This is a genomic window from Pseudomonas sp. FeN3W (genome assembly GCA_030263805.2).
Taxonomy (GTDB): Bacteria; Pseudomonadota; Gammaproteobacteria; order Pseudomonadales; family Pseudomonadaceae; genus Stutzerimonas; species Stutzerimonas stutzeri_G.
Genome location: CP136010.1, coordinates 763719 through 783190, shown reverse-complemented (window position 1 = coordinate 783190; position 19472 = coordinate 763719). Strand labels below are relative to the sequence as shown.

At 62.8% G+C, this 19472-nt stretch carries 14 protein-coding genes; 8 read left to right on the top strand and 6 right to left on the bottom strand.

The genetic code is table 11. The features are described from left to right. Positions 1-159: 159 nt before the first annotated feature. Together rlmM and tusA are read left to right on the top strand one after the other, a co-directional pair. On the top strand, positions 160-1209 hold the full coding sequence (rlmM, locus tag P5704_003470; protein ID WOF79573.1) for a 23S rRNA (cytidine(2498)-2'-O)-methyltransferase RlmM: 1050 nt from the start codon (positions 160-162) through the stop codon (positions 1207-1209). A 65-nt stretch (positions 1210-1274) separates the two neighbouring features. Further along, on the top strand, positions 1275-1532 hold the full coding sequence (tusA, locus tag P5704_003465) for a sulfurtransferase TusA (GenBank protein ID WOF79572.1): 258 nt from the start codon (positions 1275-1277) through the stop codon (positions 1530-1532). A gap of 101 nt (positions 1533-1633) precedes the next feature. On the opposite strand, the gene P5704_003460 is transcribed toward tusA, so the two are convergent. Genes P5704_003460 through coxB form a run of 4 tightly spaced genes read right to left on the bottom strand, consistent with a single transcriptional unit; the run spans position 1634 to position 6277 of the window. Beyond that, positions 1634-2491 carry a cytochrome c oxidase assembly protein gene (locus P5704_003460; GenBank protein ID WOF81161.1) on the bottom strand — a complete coding sequence of 286 codons (858 nt, stop codon included), beginning with the start codon at positions 2489-2491 and terminating at the stop codon, positions 1634-1636. Between the two features lie 11 nt (positions 2492-2502). Continuing rightward, a complete protein-coding gene (locus P5704_003455; GenBank protein WOF79571.1) occupies positions 2503-2862 on the bottom strand; it encodes a hypothetical protein in 360 nt (119 codons plus the stop codon). Further along, complete coding sequence (ctaD, locus tag P5704_003450) at positions 2862-5390, bottom strand: cytochrome c oxidase subunit I (protein ID WOF79570.1); 2529 nt, start codon at positions 5388-5390, stop codon at positions 2862-2864. The genes P5704_003455 and ctaD overlap by 1 nt, the downstream gene beginning before the upstream one ends. After that, positions 5387-6277 carry a cytochrome c oxidase subunit II gene (coxB, locus tag P5704_003445; protein ID WOF81160.1) on the bottom strand — a complete coding sequence of 297 codons (891 nt, stop codon included), beginning with the start codon at positions 6275-6277 and terminating at the stop codon, positions 5387-5389. Before coxB ends, ctaD begins: the two co-directional genes overlap by 4 nt. A gap of 147 nt (positions 6278-6424) precedes the next feature. On the opposite strand from coxB, the gene P5704_003440 reads away from it, so the two are divergent. Further along, positions 6425-6901: a DUF2231 domain-containing protein gene (locus tag P5704_003440; GenBank protein ID WOF79569.1), complete on the top strand. Its 477-nt coding sequence runs from the start codon at positions 6425-6427 to the stop codon at positions 6899-6901. 121 nt (positions 6902-7022) lie between these two features. Here P5704_003440 and P5704_003435 read toward each other — a convergent pair whose 3' ends face one another. Next, positions 7023-7436 carry a CopD family protein gene (locus P5704_003435; protein ID WOF79568.1) on the bottom strand — a complete coding sequence of 138 codons (414 nt, stop codon included), beginning with the start codon at positions 7434-7436 and terminating at the stop codon, positions 7023-7025. 121 nt (positions 7437-7557) lie between these two features. Further along, a complete protein-coding gene (locus tag P5704_003430; protein WOF79567.1) occupies positions 7558-8409 on the bottom strand; it encodes an ion transporter in 852 nt (283 codons plus the stop codon). A 190-nt stretch (positions 8410-8599) separates the two neighbouring features. Here P5704_003430 and moaA point away from each other — a divergent pair, with 190 nt between their 5' ends. The 5 genes from moaA (at position 8600) to P5704_003405 (ending at position 19435) form a co-directional block, all read left to right on the top strand. Further along, positions 8600-9595 carry a GTP 3',8-cyclase MoaA gene (gene moaA / locus P5704_003425; GenBank protein WOF79566.1) on the top strand — a complete coding sequence of 332 codons (996 nt, stop codon included), beginning with the start codon at positions 8600-8602 and terminating at the stop codon, positions 9593-9595. A gap of 234 nt (positions 9596-9829) precedes the next feature. Then, a complete protein-coding gene (smc, locus tag P5704_003420; GenBank protein ID WOF79565.1) occupies positions 9830-13318 on the top strand; it encodes a chromosome segregation protein SMC in 3489 nt (1162 codons plus the stop codon). Positions 13319-13499: 181 nt separating this feature from the next. Continuing rightward, positions 13500-14321 carry a cell division protein ZipA gene (gene zipA / locus P5704_003415; protein ID WOF79564.1) on the top strand — a complete coding sequence of 274 codons (822 nt, stop codon included), beginning with the start codon at positions 13500-13502 and terminating at the stop codon, positions 14319-14321. Between the two features lie 289 nt (positions 14322-14610). Next, a complete protein-coding gene (gene ligA / locus P5704_003410; GenBank protein WOF79563.1) occupies positions 14611-16986 on the top strand; it encodes an NAD-dependent DNA ligase LigA in 2376 nt (791 codons plus the stop codon). 400 nt (positions 16987-17386) lie between these two features. Then, the gene (locus P5704_003405) at positions 17387-19435 is read left to right on the top strand and encodes a flagellin (GenBank protein WOF79562.1); all 2049 of its coding nucleotides are present in this window, start codon (positions 17387-17389) and stop codon (positions 19433-19435) included. The last annotated feature ends 37 nt before the right edge of the window (positions 19436-19472 follow it).

The window sequence follows — 19472 nt, the reverse complement described above, 5'->3', positions numbered from 1 at the left end:
ATCTCCTTGTGCCCACACGGTAAGGGCTGGCTGATGAATGAGCGGTGAAGCCCATGGGGCTTCGCTACTGCACTGGACCGGGTCATGCGGGCGAGGGTTCCCATGGTCAGCTATGATGCGCGGCTTTGGCGCTGGCCCGATCGCTGACAGGATTCGAACATGAACACATTGCTGCTGCATTGCCGCCCCGGTTTCGAGGGCGAGGTCTGCGCGGAAATCAGCGAACACGCTGCCACCCTGGAAGTGGCCGGCTACGCCAAGGCGCGACCTGAGAGCGCCTGTGCGCAATTCATTTGCAGCGAAAGCGGTGGCGCCGAGCGCCTGATGCGCAAGCTGCGTTTCGCCGAACTGATCTTTCCCCGGCAATGGGCGCGCGGTGAGTACCTGCAACTTCCTGAAACGGATCGCATCAGCGTGCTGCTGGAGTACCTGGCGGGCTACCCGGTCTGCAGTGGCCTATGGCTGGAAGTGCTGGACACCAACGACGGCAAGGAGCTTTCCGGCTTCTGCCGCAAGTTCGAGGCGCCATTGCGCAAGGCACTGATCAAGGCCGGTCGCCTCGATGAGCAGGGCAACGGGCCGCGGCTGCTGCTGACCTTCAAGAGCGGCCGTGAGGTGTTCGTCGGTATCGCCGAGGCGAACAACAGCGCCTTGTGGCCGATGGGCATCCCGCGATTGAAGTTTCCGCGCCAGGCGCCAAGCCGTTCCACGCTGAAGCTGGAGGAGGCCTGGCATCATTTCATCCCGCGTGACCAATGGGATACGCGACTGGCTGCGGGCATGACCGGCGTCGACCTCGGTGCCGCGCCGGGCGGCTGGACCTGGCAGCTGGTCAACCGGCACATCAAGGTCAGCGCCGTGGACAACGGCCCGATGAACGCCGAGCTGATGGATTCCGGGCTGGTCGAGCATTTTCGCGCCGACGGCTTCACCTTCCGCCCGCGCAAGCCGGTGAACTGGATGGTCTGCGACATCGTCGAAAAGCCGGCGCGCAATGCCGCTCTGCTGGAAACCTGGATCGGCGAAGGCCTGTGTCGCGAAGCGGTGGTCAACCTCAAACTGCCGATGAAGCAGCGCTATGCCGAGGTCAAGCGGCTGCTGGAGCGTATCGCCGATGGCCTGGCCGCGCGCGGCGTCAAGGCGAGTATCGGTTGCAAGCAGCTGTATCACGACCGCGAAGAGGTGACCTGCCACCTGCGGCGTCTCTGATCAGCCAGCGGATGACCCGCCTGCGCGCATGCGTAACAATGAACGCCAGTTTTCCGGAGCCCAAGATGACCCAATCAGCTGAAATGTCCGTCGATGCCGTGCTCGATGCCAGTGGCCTGAACTGCCCCGAGCCGGTGATGATGCTGCACAACAAGGTGCGCGATCTGGCCGGTGGTGCCCTGCTCAAGGTGATCGCTACGGACCCCTCTACCCAGCGCGATATTCCCAAGTTCTGCATCTTTCTCGGCCATGATCTGGTCGAGCAGCAGGAAGCGGCTGGCACCTACCTCTACTGGATTCGCAAGAAGAGCGAGCAGGGCTGACGCTGTCCCGCAATCGCGGGTAGGTTGGTGTTGAGCGCAGCGAAGCCCAACAGTTATGGGGCAGGCATGTTGGGCTTCGTCGCTACGCTCCTCAGCCCAACCTACGCTCTGACGTCACGCACGGACTTTTCGTAGGAGGTTTCTTCGCGCGCCGAGCGCGCCTGCTGCCGGCGCCACAGGCGGGTCAGCCAGCGCCAGGCGATCCAGCCGCCGCCGATCAGATAGATAAGCCCGCCGGGTACCCACATGATCAGGCCGGCGAGTTGCTGGTCGTCCACCGAGCGACCCTCGCCATAGAACGAGACGGTGCCGAAGGTGAGCAGGGCGCCCAGCAGGCCGGTGTGCATCAGCGTCAGCAATACAGCCATCAAAGCCTGGGGCACCTGCTTCGGATTGGCGTGCAGCACCGACCACCAGAACAGCCAGCCGGTGAACAGAAAGCAGGCATGCTCGAAGGCGTGCCACCAGAGGTTGTCCAGCGCCAGCACATAGAGCTTCGGCGTGTGCCAGATCCATATGATCGCGCCATGCAGCAGCGCGAGCAGTGTCGGGTAGCGGCCGGCGCGCAGAATGCCGGTCCATAGCGGTTGGGCAAAGCGGCCGGTGACGCCGCGCCATTGCGGCAGCGGCCGGGCCAGCGCCCACAGCGGCGCGATCACGATGATGAACAGCATGTGCTGGGTCATGTGCCAGCTGGTGCTGCTTTCCGCCCAGTCGTCGATGGGGCCGAAAACCGAGAACACCACCAGCAGCATGGCGCTGTGAAAGCAGAGAGCTTCGCTGCGCCGCGGCGGTACCTTGCGGGCGCCCAGCGCATAGAGCAGCCAGGCGGCCGCGACCAGCACCGCGGTGAGCAGCAAGGGCGCGCGGTCCAGCAGGTGGGCATCGAACAGGCCATGGGCCTGCGCCGATACCGGCAGGAAGATGGCGGTCAAGGCTACAGCGGCTGCCCAGCGCATCGGCGGTCGGATTACAGGCATGGCGGAATCTGCAGCAGCGGAATGCCGACGAACAGGGTGGCCAGTGCCGCAATGAAGTGAATTCCTGCAGCAACCTTGGTGACGAACTGCTGGCGCTCGTTCAGTTCCCGCGGCGGACGCGACAGTCGCCAGAAGTAGCGTGCCAGCCACAGCAACAGCGCCAGGGTAAGCAGGGTCAGCACACCCAGGCTGCCATTCAGCCAGTTCCACACGCCATCGGCGGGGTCCGGTGGGCTCACTTTGCAGATCACCGCCTGGCCAGCGTACATCGCGACGAACCAGAGACTCCAGATGATCAGGCCGATCGGGATCTGCACCGGATGGAAGGGGGACGTGCGTGCATAGGCCATCAGACACCTCCCCAGGTCGCCGGGAACAGCACGATCGCCGCATAGCTGACCCACAGCACACCCAGGTTGTAGTACCAGAGCTGCTCGACCACGATGGGCTCGTATGGCGCCTTGTCGCCCACATAACCAAGGGCCACCCGCCACGCCTGCAGTCCGGTCAGCACGGCTGCCAGCGTGCAGTGAATCAGGTTGTACGCCAGCATCACGAAGATCACCGCATCGTGGGCGGTTTCGGTCGGCGCCAGGCCGGCCGACAGCATCAGCCAGAGCAGCATCGCCGATTGAACGAAGGCCACGATCGCCAACCCGGCAAGTTGCCCCATCAGTCCGCGATGCGTACCGGCGCGCAGGCGCTTGATCAGCCGATGCAGCCAGAGCGTGCCGGCACTCAGCAACGCTGTGCTGGCCAGCATCAGCCAACCGTTCAGGTCGCTGTCCGGCACCTGCCATTGCGGCGACACGGTCCACAGGTAGAACCAGCCGAACAGCAGCGACAGGTACAGCGCGCCATTGGCCAGCAGCGTCACGCCCATGCCCCACAGGCCCGGGCCGTCAAACGTGCGTGAATGCAGCGGTGGTTCGCCGGGTTGGGTATGGGCGTCCGGCGCGGCAGCAGGATGGGCGCCGTTTTCCCAGGACCAGCGCAGCAGCACGATCAGCGTTGCCACAGTGGCGATGATGGCGAGGATGTAGGCCTTGTTCAGCAGGCTCAGGCAGAGCACGGCGAGGAACACCGAGGCAATGAACGGCAGCCAGCTGTTGCCGGGCAGGTGGATGATCTCGCGGACCTTTCCCGTCAGCGGGTCGCTGCCCCAGGTCTCCCGCCGACCATGATCGATCACCGTCAACGCATGCTCACCGCGGGCGATACTGTCGGGCAGGTCCGGGTCTTTCCACAACGGATGGCGCTCCGTCACGTCGGGCAGGCTGACGAAGTTGTAGGCGCTGGGTGGCAGACTGGTGGCCCACTCCAGGGTATCGGCTTTCCAGGGGTTCTTTGGCGCCGGGATGCCGAAGCGGAAGTGCAGGATGATGTCCAGCAGGATGGTGGCGACGCCTGCGGCCATGATGAAGCTGCCGATCGACGACACTAGGTTGGGCATGTCCCAGCCGAGGCCTGTGTCGTAGGTGTAGATACGCCGTGGCATGCCGATCAGGCCGGTCCAGTGCATGATCATGAAGGTCACGTTGAAGCCGATGAAGAACAGCCAGAAACCCCAGCGGCCGAGCTTTTCCGACGGCATGCGTCCGGAGAAGTGTGGCAGCCAGTAGTACAGGCCGGCCATCAGCGGGAAGAGCATGCCGCCCACCAGCACGTAGTGCATGTGCGCGACGACGAAATGGGTGTCGTGCACCTGCCAGTCGAACGGCACCAGCGCCAGCATCACCCCGGTCAGGCCGCCCGCGACGAAGACGATCAGAAAGCCCACCAGCCAGAGCATCGGCACCCTGTACACCGGCTTGCCGAGCCAGAGGGTCGCCAGCCAGGCGAAGATCTGCACCCCGGTGGGGATCGCCACCAGCATGCTCGCCGCCGAGAAAAAGGCCGTGGCCAGCTGCGGAATGCCGACCGTGAACATGTGGTGCACCCAAAGCCCGAAGCTGATGAAACCGGTGGTCAGCACGCCCAGCACGACCCAGCGATAGCCCACCAGCGGACGCTGGCAGAACACCGGAATCAGTGTCGAGACGATGCCGGCGCCAGGCAGGAAGATGATGTACACCTCCGGATGGCCGAACAGCCAGAACAGATGCTGCCAGAGCACCGGGTCGCCACCGCGGGCCACATCGAAGAACGGCATGCCTGCCGCGCGCTCCAGTTCCAGCAGGATCGAGCCGAGGATCAGCGGCGGGAAGCCGACCACGATCATCATCGCCATCACCAGGATGTACCAGGCGTACAGCGGCATCTTGTGCAGCGCCATGCCGTTGGTGCGGGTGCGCAGGATCGACACCACCAGCTCGACGCCGGCGGATACCGCGGAGATCTCGACGAAGGTGATGCCCAGCAGCCAGAAATCCGAGTTCACCCCCGGCGTGTGCGCTGAACTGGACAGCGGCGTGTACATGAACCAGCCGGCCTTGGGTGCGACGTCGAGGAAGATGCTCGACAGCAGGATCAGCCCGCCGAACAGGTAGCAGTAGTAGCCCAGGGCGGAAAGACGCGGGAAGACCAGGTCGCGGGCGCCGATCATCTTCGGGATCAGGTAGACCGCCAGGCCCTCCATCATCGGCACCGCGAAGAGGAACATCATCACCGTGCCGTGCATGGTGAAGACCTGGTTGTAGACGTCCGGCTCCATCAGCTCGTAGCCGGGCAGGGCGAGCTGGGTGCGGATCAGCATCGCCAGCAGGCCGCCGACGAGAAAGAAGAAGGCACCGGTGACCAGAAAGCGCAGGCCAATGCTGGTGTGGTTGACGATGGTCAGCGCACGCCAACCGCGGGGGTTGCCCCAGACCTCGTTGAACTGGTCCTGCAACTGGTCGAGATCGGTAGCGGGCGCGCCACTCTTCGGGGTCGGTGTCATGGAGCGAGTGTCTCCAGCCAGTCGGCAAGCTGGCCGAGGGTTTCTTCGGGAATGTCGTCGTGCCGCGGCATGGCGTTGCCGTGCTTGAGGCTCTGGTGATCGCTCAGCCAGCGGCGCAGGCCGTCCGTATCGTTGGCGATCACGCCGGCGCCGAGGGTCGGACGGGTGGCGAGATCGCTCAGGTCCGGTGCGCGATTGCCCTCGCTGACGCCCGTGACGCGGTGGCATTGCCCGCAGCGCTCAGCGAAGACGCGACCGGCATCGCCGCTGGGTGGCTGGTGCTGCAGCTCACGGCGGGCCTCGATCCAGCTGGCAAAAGCGTCAGCTTCCAGCGCCTCCACGTGCAGAATCATGTGCGCATGCTGACTGCCGCAGAACTCCGAGCATTGCCCGCGGAAAATTCCGCTCTGCGAGGCCTGCACGCGCAGGGTGTTGGTCCGGCCGGGAACCATGTCCAGCTTGCCACCCAGGCGTGGCACCCAGAACGAGTGGATCACGTCCGCGCTGGTGACCTCGACGTCCACCGGGCGATCGACCGGCAGGATGAATTGGTTGGCCGTCACCACCCCGCTTTCCGGGTAGCGCACCTCCCACCACCATTGGTGGCCGATAACCTGGATGCGCAGCGGTTGCTCGCCTTCGACCGGCAACGGCAGCATGCCGCGCCCGGTGGGAATGCCGAACGCCAGCAGGGCGATGATGGTGACGGTGGGCAGGATCAGGCCGCCGCCGATGATCCAGCGACGATTGATCCGTTTGGCTTCTTCGGCGGTGTGCGTTCGTGGGCGGCGCAGCATCGCGTAGATCCACAGCGCGCTCACTACCAGCAGCACCACCACGGAAAAGCCGAACATCGCCCACCAGACGTTCGCCACGTCGCGGGCCATCGGGCCGGCAGGTGAAAGCGCCGATTGCGGACCGTCGCAGGCCGCGAGTAAAGGAACTGCCAGCGCCAGCGTGGTCCATTTGAAAGGGTTGCCGCCTCGTCTCGACCACCGGGCGGCCCGTTTCACTTCAGTGCCTGGGAGGGCCGGATGGCCACAGAACGCGAGTCGATCAACAGCAACGCCGCCATTGCCGGCCATCCGCTGCACCCGATGATGATTCACTTCCCCGTCGCGGCGTTGATCGGCCTGGTGCCGGCGGATCTCGCCTACCTGTGGACGCTTGACGAATTCTGGTGGCGCGCTGGCCTCTGGCTTTCCGGTGTGGGTGCCATCGGCGGCTGGATCGCCAGCGTTGCCGGCGTGATTGATCTGGTCACCGTGCAGCAGATTCGCCGCAAGGTGACCGCGTGGTGCCATGCGATCCTGGCGGTGATGATGCTTTCCCTGGCCTCGCTGAACTGGCTGTTGCGCTACCAGGGCATGGATCGCGGTGACGGCGACGCCATGTGGGGTCTCTACCTGTCGCTGCTGACCGCCGTGCTGATCTCGCTGGCGGCCTTTCTCGGCGGGCGCCTGGTCTACGAGCACGCGGTTGGTGTGGACGTTGAAGGCGATGGGCCGTAAGCGCGAGTCGCAACGGATCGAGTCGTCTCCTGGCGACATGCCGGGCTGCGTCGCGCAATGGCGCTGAGGGTATACGAATCGGGCCGGAGAGTCGGTCATGCGAGGCGGTCGTTCCTTGAGGTCAGAAGGGCTTGGCCAGCACCAGCCACAGAGTCAGGGCGATCAGCACGGGCACCATCACGCCCAAGGTGATGCACTGGTATGTGACGCCACGCTCCGGCTCGCGTTCGATGCGCAGGACGAGAACGCCGCACAGCGCATGACAGAGCGCCATCGCCGTCACCACCGTGAGCTTCATGATCAGCCAGCCTGCCAGCGTGCCGTCGCGCAGGAACAGCGCCGTGCCGGAGCCGATCGCCAGCAGCGCAGCCGGGGTGCTGATGAGGGTGAAGACCATGCGGGTGAGGTGTGCATGGTCACGGTAGAAGAGCTGATCGCTACGCTTGGTGCCCGCCGCGATCAGCGCCGGGAGATAAAGCAGCGAGCCGCACCAGCAGAGCAGGGCAGCGAAGTGCAGCAGTTTGAGCAAGGGCATGCCGGTCTCCATCCTGCCTGACGCGAGTCAGAGGATGTGACAGCCCTGCTTCAGGGCAGTTCGCCATGCCGTTGGCGATGCAGCGGGTCGGCAACCCAGCCCGCGCGACGGTTGGCTCGTGTCAGTCGCGCGCCTCGCCTTCGCGTCGCTCGAACAGCTGGCTGCCGCAGCGACTGCAGAAGGCCGCATTGGGCTCATGGGTGAGCTTGTCGCAGGTTGGGCAGCTGTGGCGCAGGCTGTCCTGGCGCATGGCATTTGCCAGCTCGGCGGTGAAGATGCCGGTCGGCACGGCGATGATCGAATAACCAGTGATCATCACCATGGTCGCCAGCGCCTTGCCCAACGGCGTATGCGGAACGATATCGCCGAAGCCGACCGTGGTCAGTGTGACCACCGCCCAGTAGATGCTTATCGGAATGCTGGTGAAGCCATTGCTTGGCCCTTCGATCACATACATCAGCGTGCCGTAAACGATGATCAGGGTGGTTACGCTGACGAGGAAGACGATGATCTTTTGCCGGCTGCCCTGCAGCGCCACCAGCAGGAAATTCGCCTGGCTCAGGTAGGGCGTGAGCTTGAGTACACGGAAAATTCGCAGCATGCGGACGATGCGTACCACCAGCAGGTACTGCGCATCGGGTAGCAGCAGGGCGATGAAGGCTGGCAGCACCGAGAGCAGGTCCACCGCGCCGTAGAAGCTGAAGATGTATTTGCGTGGCTCGGGGTGGGTGTAGATGCGCACCAGGTATTCCAGGGCGAATATCGTGGTGAATCCCCATTCCAGAGTGGTCAGCAGCTCGCCGTGGCGCTCATTGAAGGAGGCGATGCTGTCGAACATCACCACGACCAGACTGGCGAGGATAATCACCAGCAGCCAGGTATCGAAGCGTTTTCCCGCTGGGGTATTGGTGAAAAAGATGATGACGTATAGCCGTTCGCGCCAGCTCATCGCTTTCAAGGAGTCGTTATCCATTCGCTGTGGTCTCTCGCATGGGTTGCAGGTCGAGCGGGTCGCCTGCCAAAGCGGCTCATTAAAGCATTGCGACTGTGATGCTGCATGCCCGGCGGTGGCGCGGACCGCTCGCCGTTGGTAACGTCACTTTGCCTGATTCGCGCTTAGCGCATAGTCTGAATACAGGCGCAGCCAGCAGTTGGAGAGTTCCATGCCCGATTCCCAGTTGGTCGACCCGTTCGGCCGGCGCATCACCTACCTGAGGTTATCGGTAACCGATCGCTGCGATTTTCGCTGCACCTACTGCATGAGCGAAGACATGGTCTTCGCTCCCCGCGCACAGATACTTACCCTCGAAGAGCTCTATGCCGTGGCCGATGCCTTCATCAGTCTCGGTGTCAAACGCATTCGCGTGACCGGCGGTGAGCCGTTGGTGCGCAAGGGTCTGACCGGCCTGCTGGCGCAACTGGGCGCGCGCAGCGAGCTCGAAGACCTGGCCATCACCACCAACGGTTCACAGCTGCCAAGTCTGGCGCCGGCGCTGCGCGATGCCGGTGTGAAGCGCCTGAACATCAGCCTCGATTCGCTCAAACGCGACCGCTTCGCCGAACTGACCCGCCGTGATCGGCTCGATCAGGTGCTCGAAGGCATCGAGGCTGCGCGTAGCGCCGGCTTCAAACGCATCAAGCTCAACAGCGTGGTGCAGAAGGGCCGCAACGACGACGAGATTCTCGACCTGGTGGAGTTCGCCATCGAGCGTGGGCTGGATATCAGTTTCATCGAAGAGATGCCGCTGGGCAGCGTGTCCAGCCATCAGCGCCAGATAACCTTCTGCTCCAGCGACGAGGTACGTGAGCGCATCGAGGCACGCCATACGCTGGTGCGCAGCAGCCATGCCACAGGTGGTCCTTCGCGCTACTGGCAGGTGGCCGGCAGCGAGACGCAGGTCGGCTTCATCTCGCCGCACAGCAACAACTTCTGCGGCAGTTGCAACCGCGTGCGCGTGACAGCCGAGGGCAAGCTCGTGCTGTGCCTTGGCCACGAGGGCGCGCTGGATCTGAAAAGCCTGATGCGGCGCTATCCGGGCGACAGCGAGCGCCTGCGCAACGCCCTGGTGGATGCGTTGCAGCTCAAGCCGGAAAAGCATCACTTCCGCACCGACGAGCAGGTTCAGGTGGTGCGTTTCATGAGCATGACCGGCGGCTGAGACCGTTTCGTCTTCCATTCACTGAATAGCGCTTCATTTTCGTGATCATCCTGTCGCCATAGAGCATGGCGTGGCCCGCGGCTGCGTTTCTGTGCACCGACGCGCTGCGAGTCAACCGGAGTGCCGTGATAAACTTCGCGGCTTCTTGCCAGCAGCCCAATCGATGCCAGGAATCCCGATGCTCATGGCGACTCCGCTTGTTCGTTCCCCCGTCGACCGCCACGGATAGGCCGCATGCGACTGAAAAGCATCAAACTCGCCGGTTTCAAATCCTTCGTCGATCCCACTACGGTCAGCTTCCCGAGCAACATGGCGGCGGTGGTCGGCCCGAACGGCTGCGGAAAATCCAACATCATCGACGCCGTGCGCTGGGTAATGGGCGAAAGCTCGGCTAAGAATCTGCGTGGCGAGTCGATGACGGACGTCATCTTCAATGGCTCGAACACGCGCAAGCCGGTAACCCAGGCGAGCATCGAGCTGATCTTCGATAACTCCGACGGCACGCTGACCGGTGAGTATGCAGCCTTCGCCGAAATTTCCATCCGCCGCCGCGTTACCCGCGACTCGCAGAACACCTACTTTCTCAACGGCGTGAAGTGCCGGCGCCGCGATATCACCGATATCTTCCTCGGCACCGGGCTCGGGCCGCGCAGTTACTCGATCATCGAGCAGGGCATGATCTCCAAACTGATCGAGGCCAAGCCCGAGGACCTGCGCAACTTCATCGAGGAAGCGGCCGGCATCTCCAAGTACAAGGAGCGCCGGCGCGAAACCGAGAACCGTATTCGTCGGACGCACGAGAACCTGGCTCGCCTGACCGACCTGCGCGAAGAGCTGGAACGCCAGCTCGAACGTCTGCACCGTCAGGCGCAGTCGGCGGAGAAGTATCAGGAGTACAAGGCCGAAGAGCGTCAGCTCAAAGCGCAGCTGTCGGCACTGCGCTGGCAGGCCTTGAACGAGCAGGTCGGCCAGCGCGAGCAGGTCATCGGCGATCAGGAAGTCGCCTTCGAAGCGCTGGTCGCCGAGCAGCGCAACGCCGATGCGAGCATCGAACGCCTGCGTGACGGCCACCACGAGCTGTCCGAGCGTTTCAACCAGGTGCAGGGCCGCTTCTATTCGGTCGGCGGCGACATCGCGCGCGTCGAGCAGAGCATCCAGCATGGCCAGCAGCGCCTGCGTCAGTTGCAGGACGATCTGCGCGAGGCGGAACAGGCGCGTCTGGAAACCGAGTCGCACCTTGGCCACGACCGCACGCTGCTGGCCACGCTCGGCGAGGAACTGGCGATGCTCGAGCCCGAGCAGGAGCTCTCCGACGCCGCTGCCGAAGAGTCCGCGGCCCAGCTGGAAGAGGCCGAAGTGGCCATGCAGGCCTGGCAGGAACAGTGGGAGCGCTTCAATCAGCACAGCGCCGAGCCGCGCCGCGCCGCGGAAGTGCAGCAATCACGCATCCAGCAGCTGGAGCAGAGCCTTGAGCGCCTGGCCGAGCGGCAGCGCCGTCTGGATGACGAGCGAGCGTTGCTGGCGGCCGACCCGGAAGATGTCGCGATCCTTGAGTTGGACGAGCAGCTTGCCGCTAGTGAGCTCGAGCTCGAAGCATTCGCCGCGGCGGGCGAAGCGCTCAATGAACGTCTTGAGCAGTTGCGTGAAGAGTTGCAGCTGGCGACCCGAACCCAGCAGCAGGCGCAAGGTGAACTGCAGCGCCTGAATGGGCGAATCGCGTCGCTGGAGGCGTTGCAGCAGGCGGCGATGGAGCCGGGCAAGGGCGTCGCCGAGTGGTTGCGCGAACAGGGGCTGGAGCAGCGCCCGCGGCTGGCCGATGGGCTGCGCGTCGAGCCAGGCTGGGAACTGGCCGTGGAAACCGTGCTGGGCGCGGATCTGCAGGCGGTGCTGCTTGATGATTTCGCCGAGGTCGAGCTTGCGGGCTTCCAGCAGGGCGAGCTAAATCTGGCCAAGGCGTCGCGTGGCGGCGTCCGCTGCCCTGGCAGTCTGCTGGAACGGGTCGAGTCGGCGCAGGATCTTTCGCCATGGTTGGGCCGCGTGCGGCCGGTCGAATCGCTGGAGCAGGCATTGGCCGCGCGCGCGTCGCTGGCCGAGGGCGAGAGTGTGGTCAGCCGCGATGGGTATTGGGTCGGCCGGCATTTTCTGCGTATGCGTCGCGCGAGCGAGGCGGAGTCCGGCGTACTGGCGCGCGGTCAGGAGCTGCAGCGCTTGTTGGCCGAGCGTGACGAGCGCGAAGCGAGCCTGGCGACGATGGAGGACCGCATCGCCGAGCTGGGCGGCGAGCAGTCCCGTCTGGAAGGCGAGCGCGAACAGCAGCGTCGTCAGCAACAGGAAGAAGCACGCAAGCATGGCGACCTCAAGGCCAAGCTGTCGGCCGGCCAGGCACGCCTGGAACAGCTGGCGCTGCGCCGTCGTCGGCTGGACGAGGAGCTGGCCGAGCAGCAGGAGCAGCGCGAGATCGAGACCGAACAGCTGGGCGAAGCGCGCCTGCAGCTGCAGGAAGCGCTGGAAGCGATGGCGCAGGATACCGAGCAGCGCGAGACGCTGCTGGCCAGCCGCGACGGCATCCGTGAGCGGCTCGATCGTATTCGCCAGGAGGCGCGGCAGCATAAGGATCATGCCCATCAGCTGGCGTTGCGGGTCGGTTCGCTCAGGGCGCAGCACGAGTCGACTCGCCAGGCTCTGGAGCGGTTGGAACAGCAGTTCGAGCGCGCCATCGAGCGCCGCGAGCAGCTGACGCTGAACCTGGAGGAGGGTGAGGCACCGCTGGAAGAGCTGCGCATGAAGCTCGAAGAGCTGCTGGAGCGGCGCATGGGCGTCGAGGACGAGCTCAAGCATGCGCGTCTGGCGCTGGAAGACGCCGATCGCGAACTGCGCGATGCGGAGAAACGCCGTACCCAGGCCGAACAACAGGCGCAGCTGCTTCGGGGGCAACTGGAGCAACAGCGCCTGGGCTGGCAAGAACTGAGCGTCCGGCGCAAGGCGCTGCAGGATCAGCTGCACGAGGACGGCTACGACCTGCATGGCGTGCTCGCCACGCTTCCCGGCGAAGCCAGCGAGCAGGCCTGGGAAGCGGAGTTGGAGCGATTGGCTCAGCGAATCCAGCGTCTGGGGCCGATCAACCTGGCGGCGATCGACGAATACCAGCAGCAGTCCGAACGCAAGCGCTATCTCGATGCGCAGAACGACGACCTCGTCGAAGCGCTGGACACGCTGGAAAACGTCATCCGCAAGATCGACCGTGAAACCCGCAACCGCTTCAAGGAAACCTTCGACCAGATCAACAGTGGCCTGCAGGCGCTCTTTCCGAAAGTGTTCGGCGGCGGCAATGCTTATCTGGAACTTACCGGAGAAGATTTACTCGATACCGGGGTGGCGATCATGGCGCGTCCGCCCGGAAAGAAGAACAGCACCATTCACCTGCTTTCCGGTGGCGAAAAGGCATTGACTGCGCTGGCGCTGGTGTTTGCGATCTTCCAGCTAAACCCGGCGCCGTTCTGCATGCTGGATGAAGTCGATGCGCCACTGGACGACGCCAACGTCGGCCGTTATGCACGACTGGTCAAGGAAATGTCTGAGAAGGTGCAGTTCATCTACATCACCCATAACAAGATCGCCATGGAAATGGCCGATCAGCTGATGGGTGTGACCATGCATGAGCCGGGTTGTTCACGGTTGGTAGCGGTCGATGTCGAACAGGCCGTTGCCCTTGCCGAAGCTTAGAATTAAGCCGCGTGTTTGAGCATTTTTGATACAAGGAACGCTATAAAAAGAGAACTACCGCACGGTGCAAAGTTACCGTTCGTCGTGCTAGCTTAGAGCACAATTTTTGCGATGCGCTTGAAGCGGTCCCACGTGACTGTTCGTTGCGTCTTTATCATCGAATTCAGAGGTTAAAGCATTAATGGATATCGGTCTGCGCGAGTGGCTGATCGTCATCGGCATCATTGTCATTGCCGGCATTCTGTTCGACGGCTGGCGTCGCATGCGCGGTGGCAAGGGCAAGCTGAAATTCAAGCTGGACCGCAGTCTCTCCAATCTTCCTGATGCCGACGATTCTGCCGAACTGCTCGGGCCGGCCCGTGTGGTGAATCGCGATCACGAGCCCTCGCTGGACGAAGCCGATATGCCGCCGATGAGTGCGCGCGAGTCGAGCAAAAAGCGCCGGCAGGACGAACCTTTTCAAGGCGATCTTGAACTCAACACTGACGAGCCCGTACCGACGCTGCTCGATCCAGTGGTCGGTGATGACGAGGACGAGAAGGATCAGCCGCAGAAGGAGCTGCCGCCGGTTGAGGAAGTGCTGGTGATCAACGTCATCTGCCGTGATCCGCACGGCTTCCGCGGTCCGGCACTGCTGCAGAATATTCTCGAAAGCGGTTTGCGTTTCGGTGAAATGGACATTTTCCATCGTCATGAAAGCATGGCTGGCAATGGTGAGGTGCTGTTCTCCATGGCCAATGCGGTCAAGCCCGGTACCTTCGACCTGGACGATATCGATCACTTCACCACACCGGCCGTGAGCTTCTTCCTAGGTCTGCCGGGGCCGCGTCATCCCAAGCAGGCCTTCGATGTCATGGTCGCCGCGGCCCGCAAGCTGTCCCAGGAGCTCAACGGTGAGCTGAAGGACGACCAGCGCAGTGTGCTGACCGCCCAGACCATCGAACACTACCGCCAGCGCATCGTCGAGTTCGAACGCCGGCAGATGACCATCAAGCAACGCTGATAACTCACCGCACCGGGCCTCGCGCCCGGTGTTGCGTTTGAAGGGGCAGACTCGCTTTCACTGGCCTGTCGCCTCGCTCTGCAGAGCATCGTAGGGTGGGCTTCAGCCCACCGGCACTTCGCTTCAGCGCATCGTCACGCAACGCTGCCTGCCCAGTTCGACCCCAGCCAACAGAACCCGCAGACCTGCCTTCGGACTCGCATTCGGCTAGAATCCGACGCCTTCCATATCAACCAAGGCGCGCTGATGCGGTCTGAATCAGCACAGCCCCAGTCACGGCTCCGTCCCTATGCCTTCCGCCCAAACCGCCGCTGAGCGCATCGCCGAACTGCGCAGCGAAATCGACGCCCACAACTACCGCTACTACGTGCTCGACGAACCCAGCGTTCCCGACGCCGAGTACGACCGTCTGTTCAATGAGCTCAAGGCGCTCGAGGCGGAGCACCCGGAGCTGGTGACACCCGAGTCGCCAACCCAGCGGGTCGGTGGCGCGGCACTGGCGGCGTTCGGTCAGGTGCGCCATGAAGTGCCGATGCTGAGCCTGGGCAACGCCTTCGAGGAGCAGGATCTGCTCGATTTCGACCGCCGCGTGCGCGAAGGGCTGGATCTGCCGGCGGGCGACCTGTTCGGCGATGGCACGGTGGTCGAGTACAGCTGCGAACCTAAACTGGATGGTCTGGCGGTCAGCCTGCTCTATGAGAACGGCCATCTGGTGCGCGGCGCCACCCGCGGTGACGGCAGCACGGGTGAGGACATCAGCGCTAACGTGCGCACCGTGCGCAACATTCCATTGAAGCTGCATGGCAGTGGCTGGCCTGCGGTGCTCGAGGTGCGCGGCGAGATCTACATGCCCAAGGCCGGCTTCGAAGCGCTGAATGCGCGGCAGCTGGAAAGCGGCGGCAAACCCTTCGCCAATCCCCGCAACGCCGCTGCTGGAAGCCTGCGTCAGCTGGATTCGAAGATCACTGCCAGCCGGCCGCTCGAACTTTGTGCCTACGGCGTCGGCCGCAGCGACGGCGAACTGCCTGACACGCACATCGGCGTTCTCCAGGCCTTGAAAGGCTGGGGTCTGCCCATCAGCCGTGAGCTGAAACTGGCCAAGGGCGTTGCCGAGTGCCGCGCCTATTACGACGCCATCGGTGAAAAGCGCGACGCGCTGCCGTATGAGATTGACGGTGTGGTGTTCAAGGTCAACGCGGTCGCGCAGCAGCGTGAGCTGGGCTTCCGGGCGCGCGAGCCGCGCTGGGCCATCGCCCACAAGTTTCCCGCGCGGGAGGAAATCACCGAACTGCTCGATGTGGAATTCCAGGTCGGCCGCACCGGTGCGATCACCCCGGTCGCACGGCTAAAGCCCGTGCAGGTGGCGGGCGTTACGGTGTCCAACGCGACGCTGCACAACATGGACGAAGTGGCGCGCCTTGGCGTGATGATCGGTGATACGGTGATCGTGCGACGTGCAGGCGACGTGATTCCCCAGATTCTCGGCGTAATCGCCGAACGCCGCCCGGCCGACGCGCGCGCCGTGCACGTGCCGGAGCAGTGCCCGGTGTGCGGTTCTGCCGTGGAGCGTACCCAGCTGATCAAGCGCAGCAAGGGCCGTGAGTCGGTCAGCGAAGGCTCGATCTACCGTTGCGTTGGCCGTCTGGCCTGCCAGGCGCAGCTGAAGCAGGCGATCATCCATTTCGTATCGCGCCGTGCGATGGATATCGACGGCCTGGGTGACAAGATCGTCGAGCAGCTGGTCGACAGGGGGTTGGTCAAATCGCCGGCGGATCTCTACTGCCTGACCCATGAGCAGGTCATCGATCTGGAAGGTTTCGCCGAAATATCCACGCGTAACCTGCTCAACGCCATCGATGCTAGTCGCAAACCGAATCTCGCAAGGTTCGTCTACGCCCTCGGCATACCCGATGTCGGTGAAGAAACCGCCAAGTTGCTTGCGCGGGCGCTAGGTTCGTTGGAGCGAATCAGCCGTGCATTGCCCGACGTGCTTGTTTACCTGCCCGATGTCGGTCTGGAAGTCGCTCATGAAATCCATAGCTTCTTCGAGGACGAACACAACCGCACGGTCATCGCGCTGCTGCGTGAGCGTGGCGTCGAGCCGCAGGAGGAGGGCGACGTGCATCCGGAGTTCGCAGCCTGCGCGACACTGCCCGATCTGCTCGACCGGCTCAACATTCCTCATATCGCCCGCACCGGTGCCCAGCGACTGGCAGAGCGTTTCGGCTCGCTCGAGGCAATCATCGCCGCCGACTGGCTCGACCTGCGTCAGGTAGAGCGCCTCACCGAAAAGGCCGCACGTTCCCTGCGCAACTACTTCGACAAACCCGAGAACGCCGAGCGCGCCCGTTTGATCGAAGCCCAGCTGCGGGAGTTCGGCATGCATTGGGAAAGCGAGCGGAAAGCCGCCGAAGGCCTGCCGCTGGCCGGCCAGACCTGGGTGCTGACCGGCACGCTGGAAACCATGAGCCGTGATGAGGGCAAGGCGCGGCTGGAGGCGTTGGGGGCAAAGGTCGCCGGCTCCGTATCTGCTAAGACCACCTGCGTGGTGGCGGGCCCCGGCGCCGGCTCGAAGCTCGCCAAAGCCAATGAACTCGGTGTGACGGTGCTCGACGAAGCGCAGTTCCTCGAGCGCCTCGCTCAGCTTGGTTCGGCAAGTACGTAGCGCGTCAGCAACGTCTCATCCCAGCGAGCTTCGCCGTCATACCCGCTCTCCAAATGTTTCACCGAATCTGTGGGGGCGGCCTTGACTGGGACGCGCCAGCAAAGCTCACCAGCAGTGAGCGAGCTCCCTTTGACTCCAGGTCAGGGAAACGGCTTCAGCCATCCCCTAAAGTTTTCCCCGCTTCACCCGAAAAGCTAGTCAAGCAAGTCCGCAGTATGGATGTGCTGGCGTAGTGTTGGAGCGGTACCGGGCTCACGAAAAAGTTCGAAGCTGCCCTAAAGCCAACCCAAACGGCGCCGATAAGCTAATCGAATGCGAACTCAATGGGTGCCTGGGCACAAGCCGGCCCGGAGTCGCAAGCTCAGGCAATCAAAGTAACTAGCGCCCTTGGAGGCTCATCATGGCTCTTACAGTTAATACCAACATTGCGTCGTTGAATACTCAGCGCAACCTGACCAAGTCTTCCAATGCGCTGGCTACTTCAATGGAGCGTCTCTCCACCGGTAGCCGTATCAACAGCGCCAAGGATGATGCGGCCGGCCTGCAAATTTCCAACCGTATGTCGAATCAGATCAGCGGCCTCAGCGTTGCGGTACGGAACGCCAACGACGGTATCTCCATGGCGCAAACCGCTGAAGGCGCCTTGCAGCAATCGACCAACATCATGCAGCGTATGCGCGACCTGGCGCTGCAGTCCGCAAACGGTTCCAACAGTGGTCAGGATCGTCAATCCTTGCAGGAAGAATTCAATACCCTGTCCGGTGAACTGACCCGTATCGCCAAAACCACGACGTTCGGTGGCAAGAACCTGCTCGACGGCAGCTTTGGTAATACCGCCTTCCAGATCGGTGCCAACTCCAACGAAACCATTTCGTTCAGCTTGAGCGACATGAGTGCTACATCTTTGAAGGGTAGCTATAGCTCGGCATCTGTCGATGGAACGGCTACAGACCTGAGCGCTAAGGTCACGGGCAACAAGTTTGATGCCTCGTCCAAAGACGTTACAGGGACTGATACAAACGTCGCATCCATCGCGGCGGCAGACATTCCTGCAGATGGCGACCTGGCAGCCAGTACGCTTAGCATCGACGGTAATGCCGTCACTCTGACGGGGGTTACTGATAAAGCAACGTTAGTCGCTGCGATTAATGACGCAACGGAAACGACTGGTGTGTCTGCAGAGCTCGACTCAGACACCGGTGATCTGATCTTCAGCTCGACTACCAGTACGCCGTTCGAAGTCAGTGGCACACTGGTTGGCGCCGATACTACTACTCCAGCGTCCAACACTGCAGTGGCTGGAAGCGCCGTCCCGATAGCCGATACGGAAACGCTGTCGATTGACGGTACGTCAATCACTATGACCGGCGTTACCGATTTGGCCTCCCTTAACGGGGCTATCGCCGCCGCTGGTTTTACCGGCTCCACTGCCGTGACAGCTACGCAAGACGGCGATGGCAATCTGGTTCTATCCTTCGAAGATACGAGCGCGGACATCGCCGTCAGCGGAACTCTGATGGGCAGCACTACTACAAGTACTGCAGTGGCAGCACAAACCACATCGGCAAGCGCGACTAGCACCTATACAGCCGGCGCGGAAACAAGCGTCACCGGATTATCTGCAGCTAGCTCGATCAGCGTGAATGGCGAGACCTTCAGCTTCGATCAGGGTGATGATCTTGCGGCAGTCATTGGCAAAATCAATGACGGCGCAGGTGGACTTAACTCTGGCGCAGGCACCTTGGCGACTGGCGTTACAGCTTCCGATGTTCAGGGGCGCCTGGTCCTCACTTCCGCCGATGGCAAGAACATCGAGCTGAAGGATGCGGCTGCGGGTGCGGGCTCGCTGGCTCGTCTTGGTCTGGGGGCTGGCAAGACCGAGGCCGGACTTGCATCCGCCACCTCGATTACGCTTAACGGTACCGAGATTAAATTCAACGAGGGTGACAATCTGGACAAGATCGTCACGACCATCAACAACGCCAGTACGGGCGTGACTGCGAGCAAGAATGCTGAAACGGGCACGCTTGAGTTGTTCTCGGAGGACACCTTCACTGTTGCGGATGGCACTGTAGGTAATGGCTTAGCAGCGTTGGGGCTGGAGGAAGGCACTAACGAGTCGATCACACAGGAAAGCAATCTGAGCAACATCAACATCTCGTCGGCAGAAAATTCGCAGATGGCCGTTCAGGTGCTGGACGAGGCGCTGCAGATGGTGGATAGCGTCCGTGCCGAGCTCGGTGCCGTTCAGAACCGCTTCGACAACACAATCTCGAACCTGCAGAACATCTCCGAAAACGTCTCGGCAGCGCGTGGCCGGATCCAGGACACCGACTTTGCCGCCGAAACCGCGAATCTGAGCAAAAACCAGATTCTGCAACAGGCCGGCACCGCGATCCTGGCCCAGGCCAAGCAGCTGCCGCAGGCTGTTCTGAGCCTGCTGCAGTAAGGCGAGCCGTAGCTGATGGGGCAGCGGCAGTATTGCT

Bases quoted from the DNA above. Each gene is read 5' to 3' on its own strand.
- P5704_003405 (WOF79562.1), top strand. From the start codon at position 17,387: ATGGCTCTTACAGTTAATACCAACATTGCGTCGTTGAATACTCAGCGC.
- P5704_003460 (WOF81161.1), bottom strand. From the start codon at position 2,491: ATGCGCTGGGCAGCCGCTGTAGCCTTGACCGCCATCTTCCTGCCGGTA.
- rlmM (WOF79573.1), top strand. From the start codon at position 160: ATGAACACATTGCTGCTGCATTGCCGCCCCGGTTTCGAGGGCGAGGTC.
- tusA (WOF79572.1), top strand. From the start codon at position 1,275: ATGACCCAATCAGCTGAAATGTCCGTCGATGCCGTGCTCGATGCCAGT.
- P5704_003435 (WOF79568.1), bottom strand. From the start codon at position 7,436: ATGCCCTTGCTCAAACTGCTGCACTTCGCTGCCCTGCTCTGCTGGTGC.
- ctaD (WOF79570.1), bottom strand. From the start codon at position 5,390: ATGACACCGACCCCGAAGAGTGGCGCGCCCGCTACCGATCTCGACCAG.
- P5704_003430 (WOF79567.1), bottom strand. From the start codon at position 8,409: ATGGATAACGACTCCTTGAAAGCGATGAGCTGGCGCGAACGGCTATAC.
- P5704_003440 (WOF79569.1), top strand. From the start codon at position 6,425: ATGGCCACAGAACGCGAGTCGATCAACAGCAACGCCGCCATTGCCGGC.
- ligA (WOF79563.1), top strand. From the start codon at position 14,611: ATGCCTTCCGCCCAAACCGCCGCTGAGCGCATCGCCGAACTGCGCAGC.
- smc (WOF79565.1), top strand. From the start codon at position 9,830: ATGCGACTGAAAAGCATCAAACTCGCCGGTTTCAAATCCTTCGTCGAT.
- zipA (WOF79564.1), top strand. From the start codon at position 13,500: ATGGATATCGGTCTGCGCGAGTGGCTGATCGTCATCGGCATCATTGTC.
- moaA (WOF79566.1), top strand. From the start codon at position 8,600: ATGCCCGATTCCCAGTTGGTCGACCCGTTCGGCCGGCGCATCACCTAC.
- P5704_003455 (WOF79571.1), bottom strand. From the start codon at position 2,862: ATGGCCTATGCACGCACGTCCCCCTTCCATCCGGTGCAGATCCCGATC.
- coxB (WOF81160.1), bottom strand. From the start codon at position 6,277: ATGGCCCGCGACGTGGCGAACGTCTGGTGGGCGATGTTCGGCTTTTCC.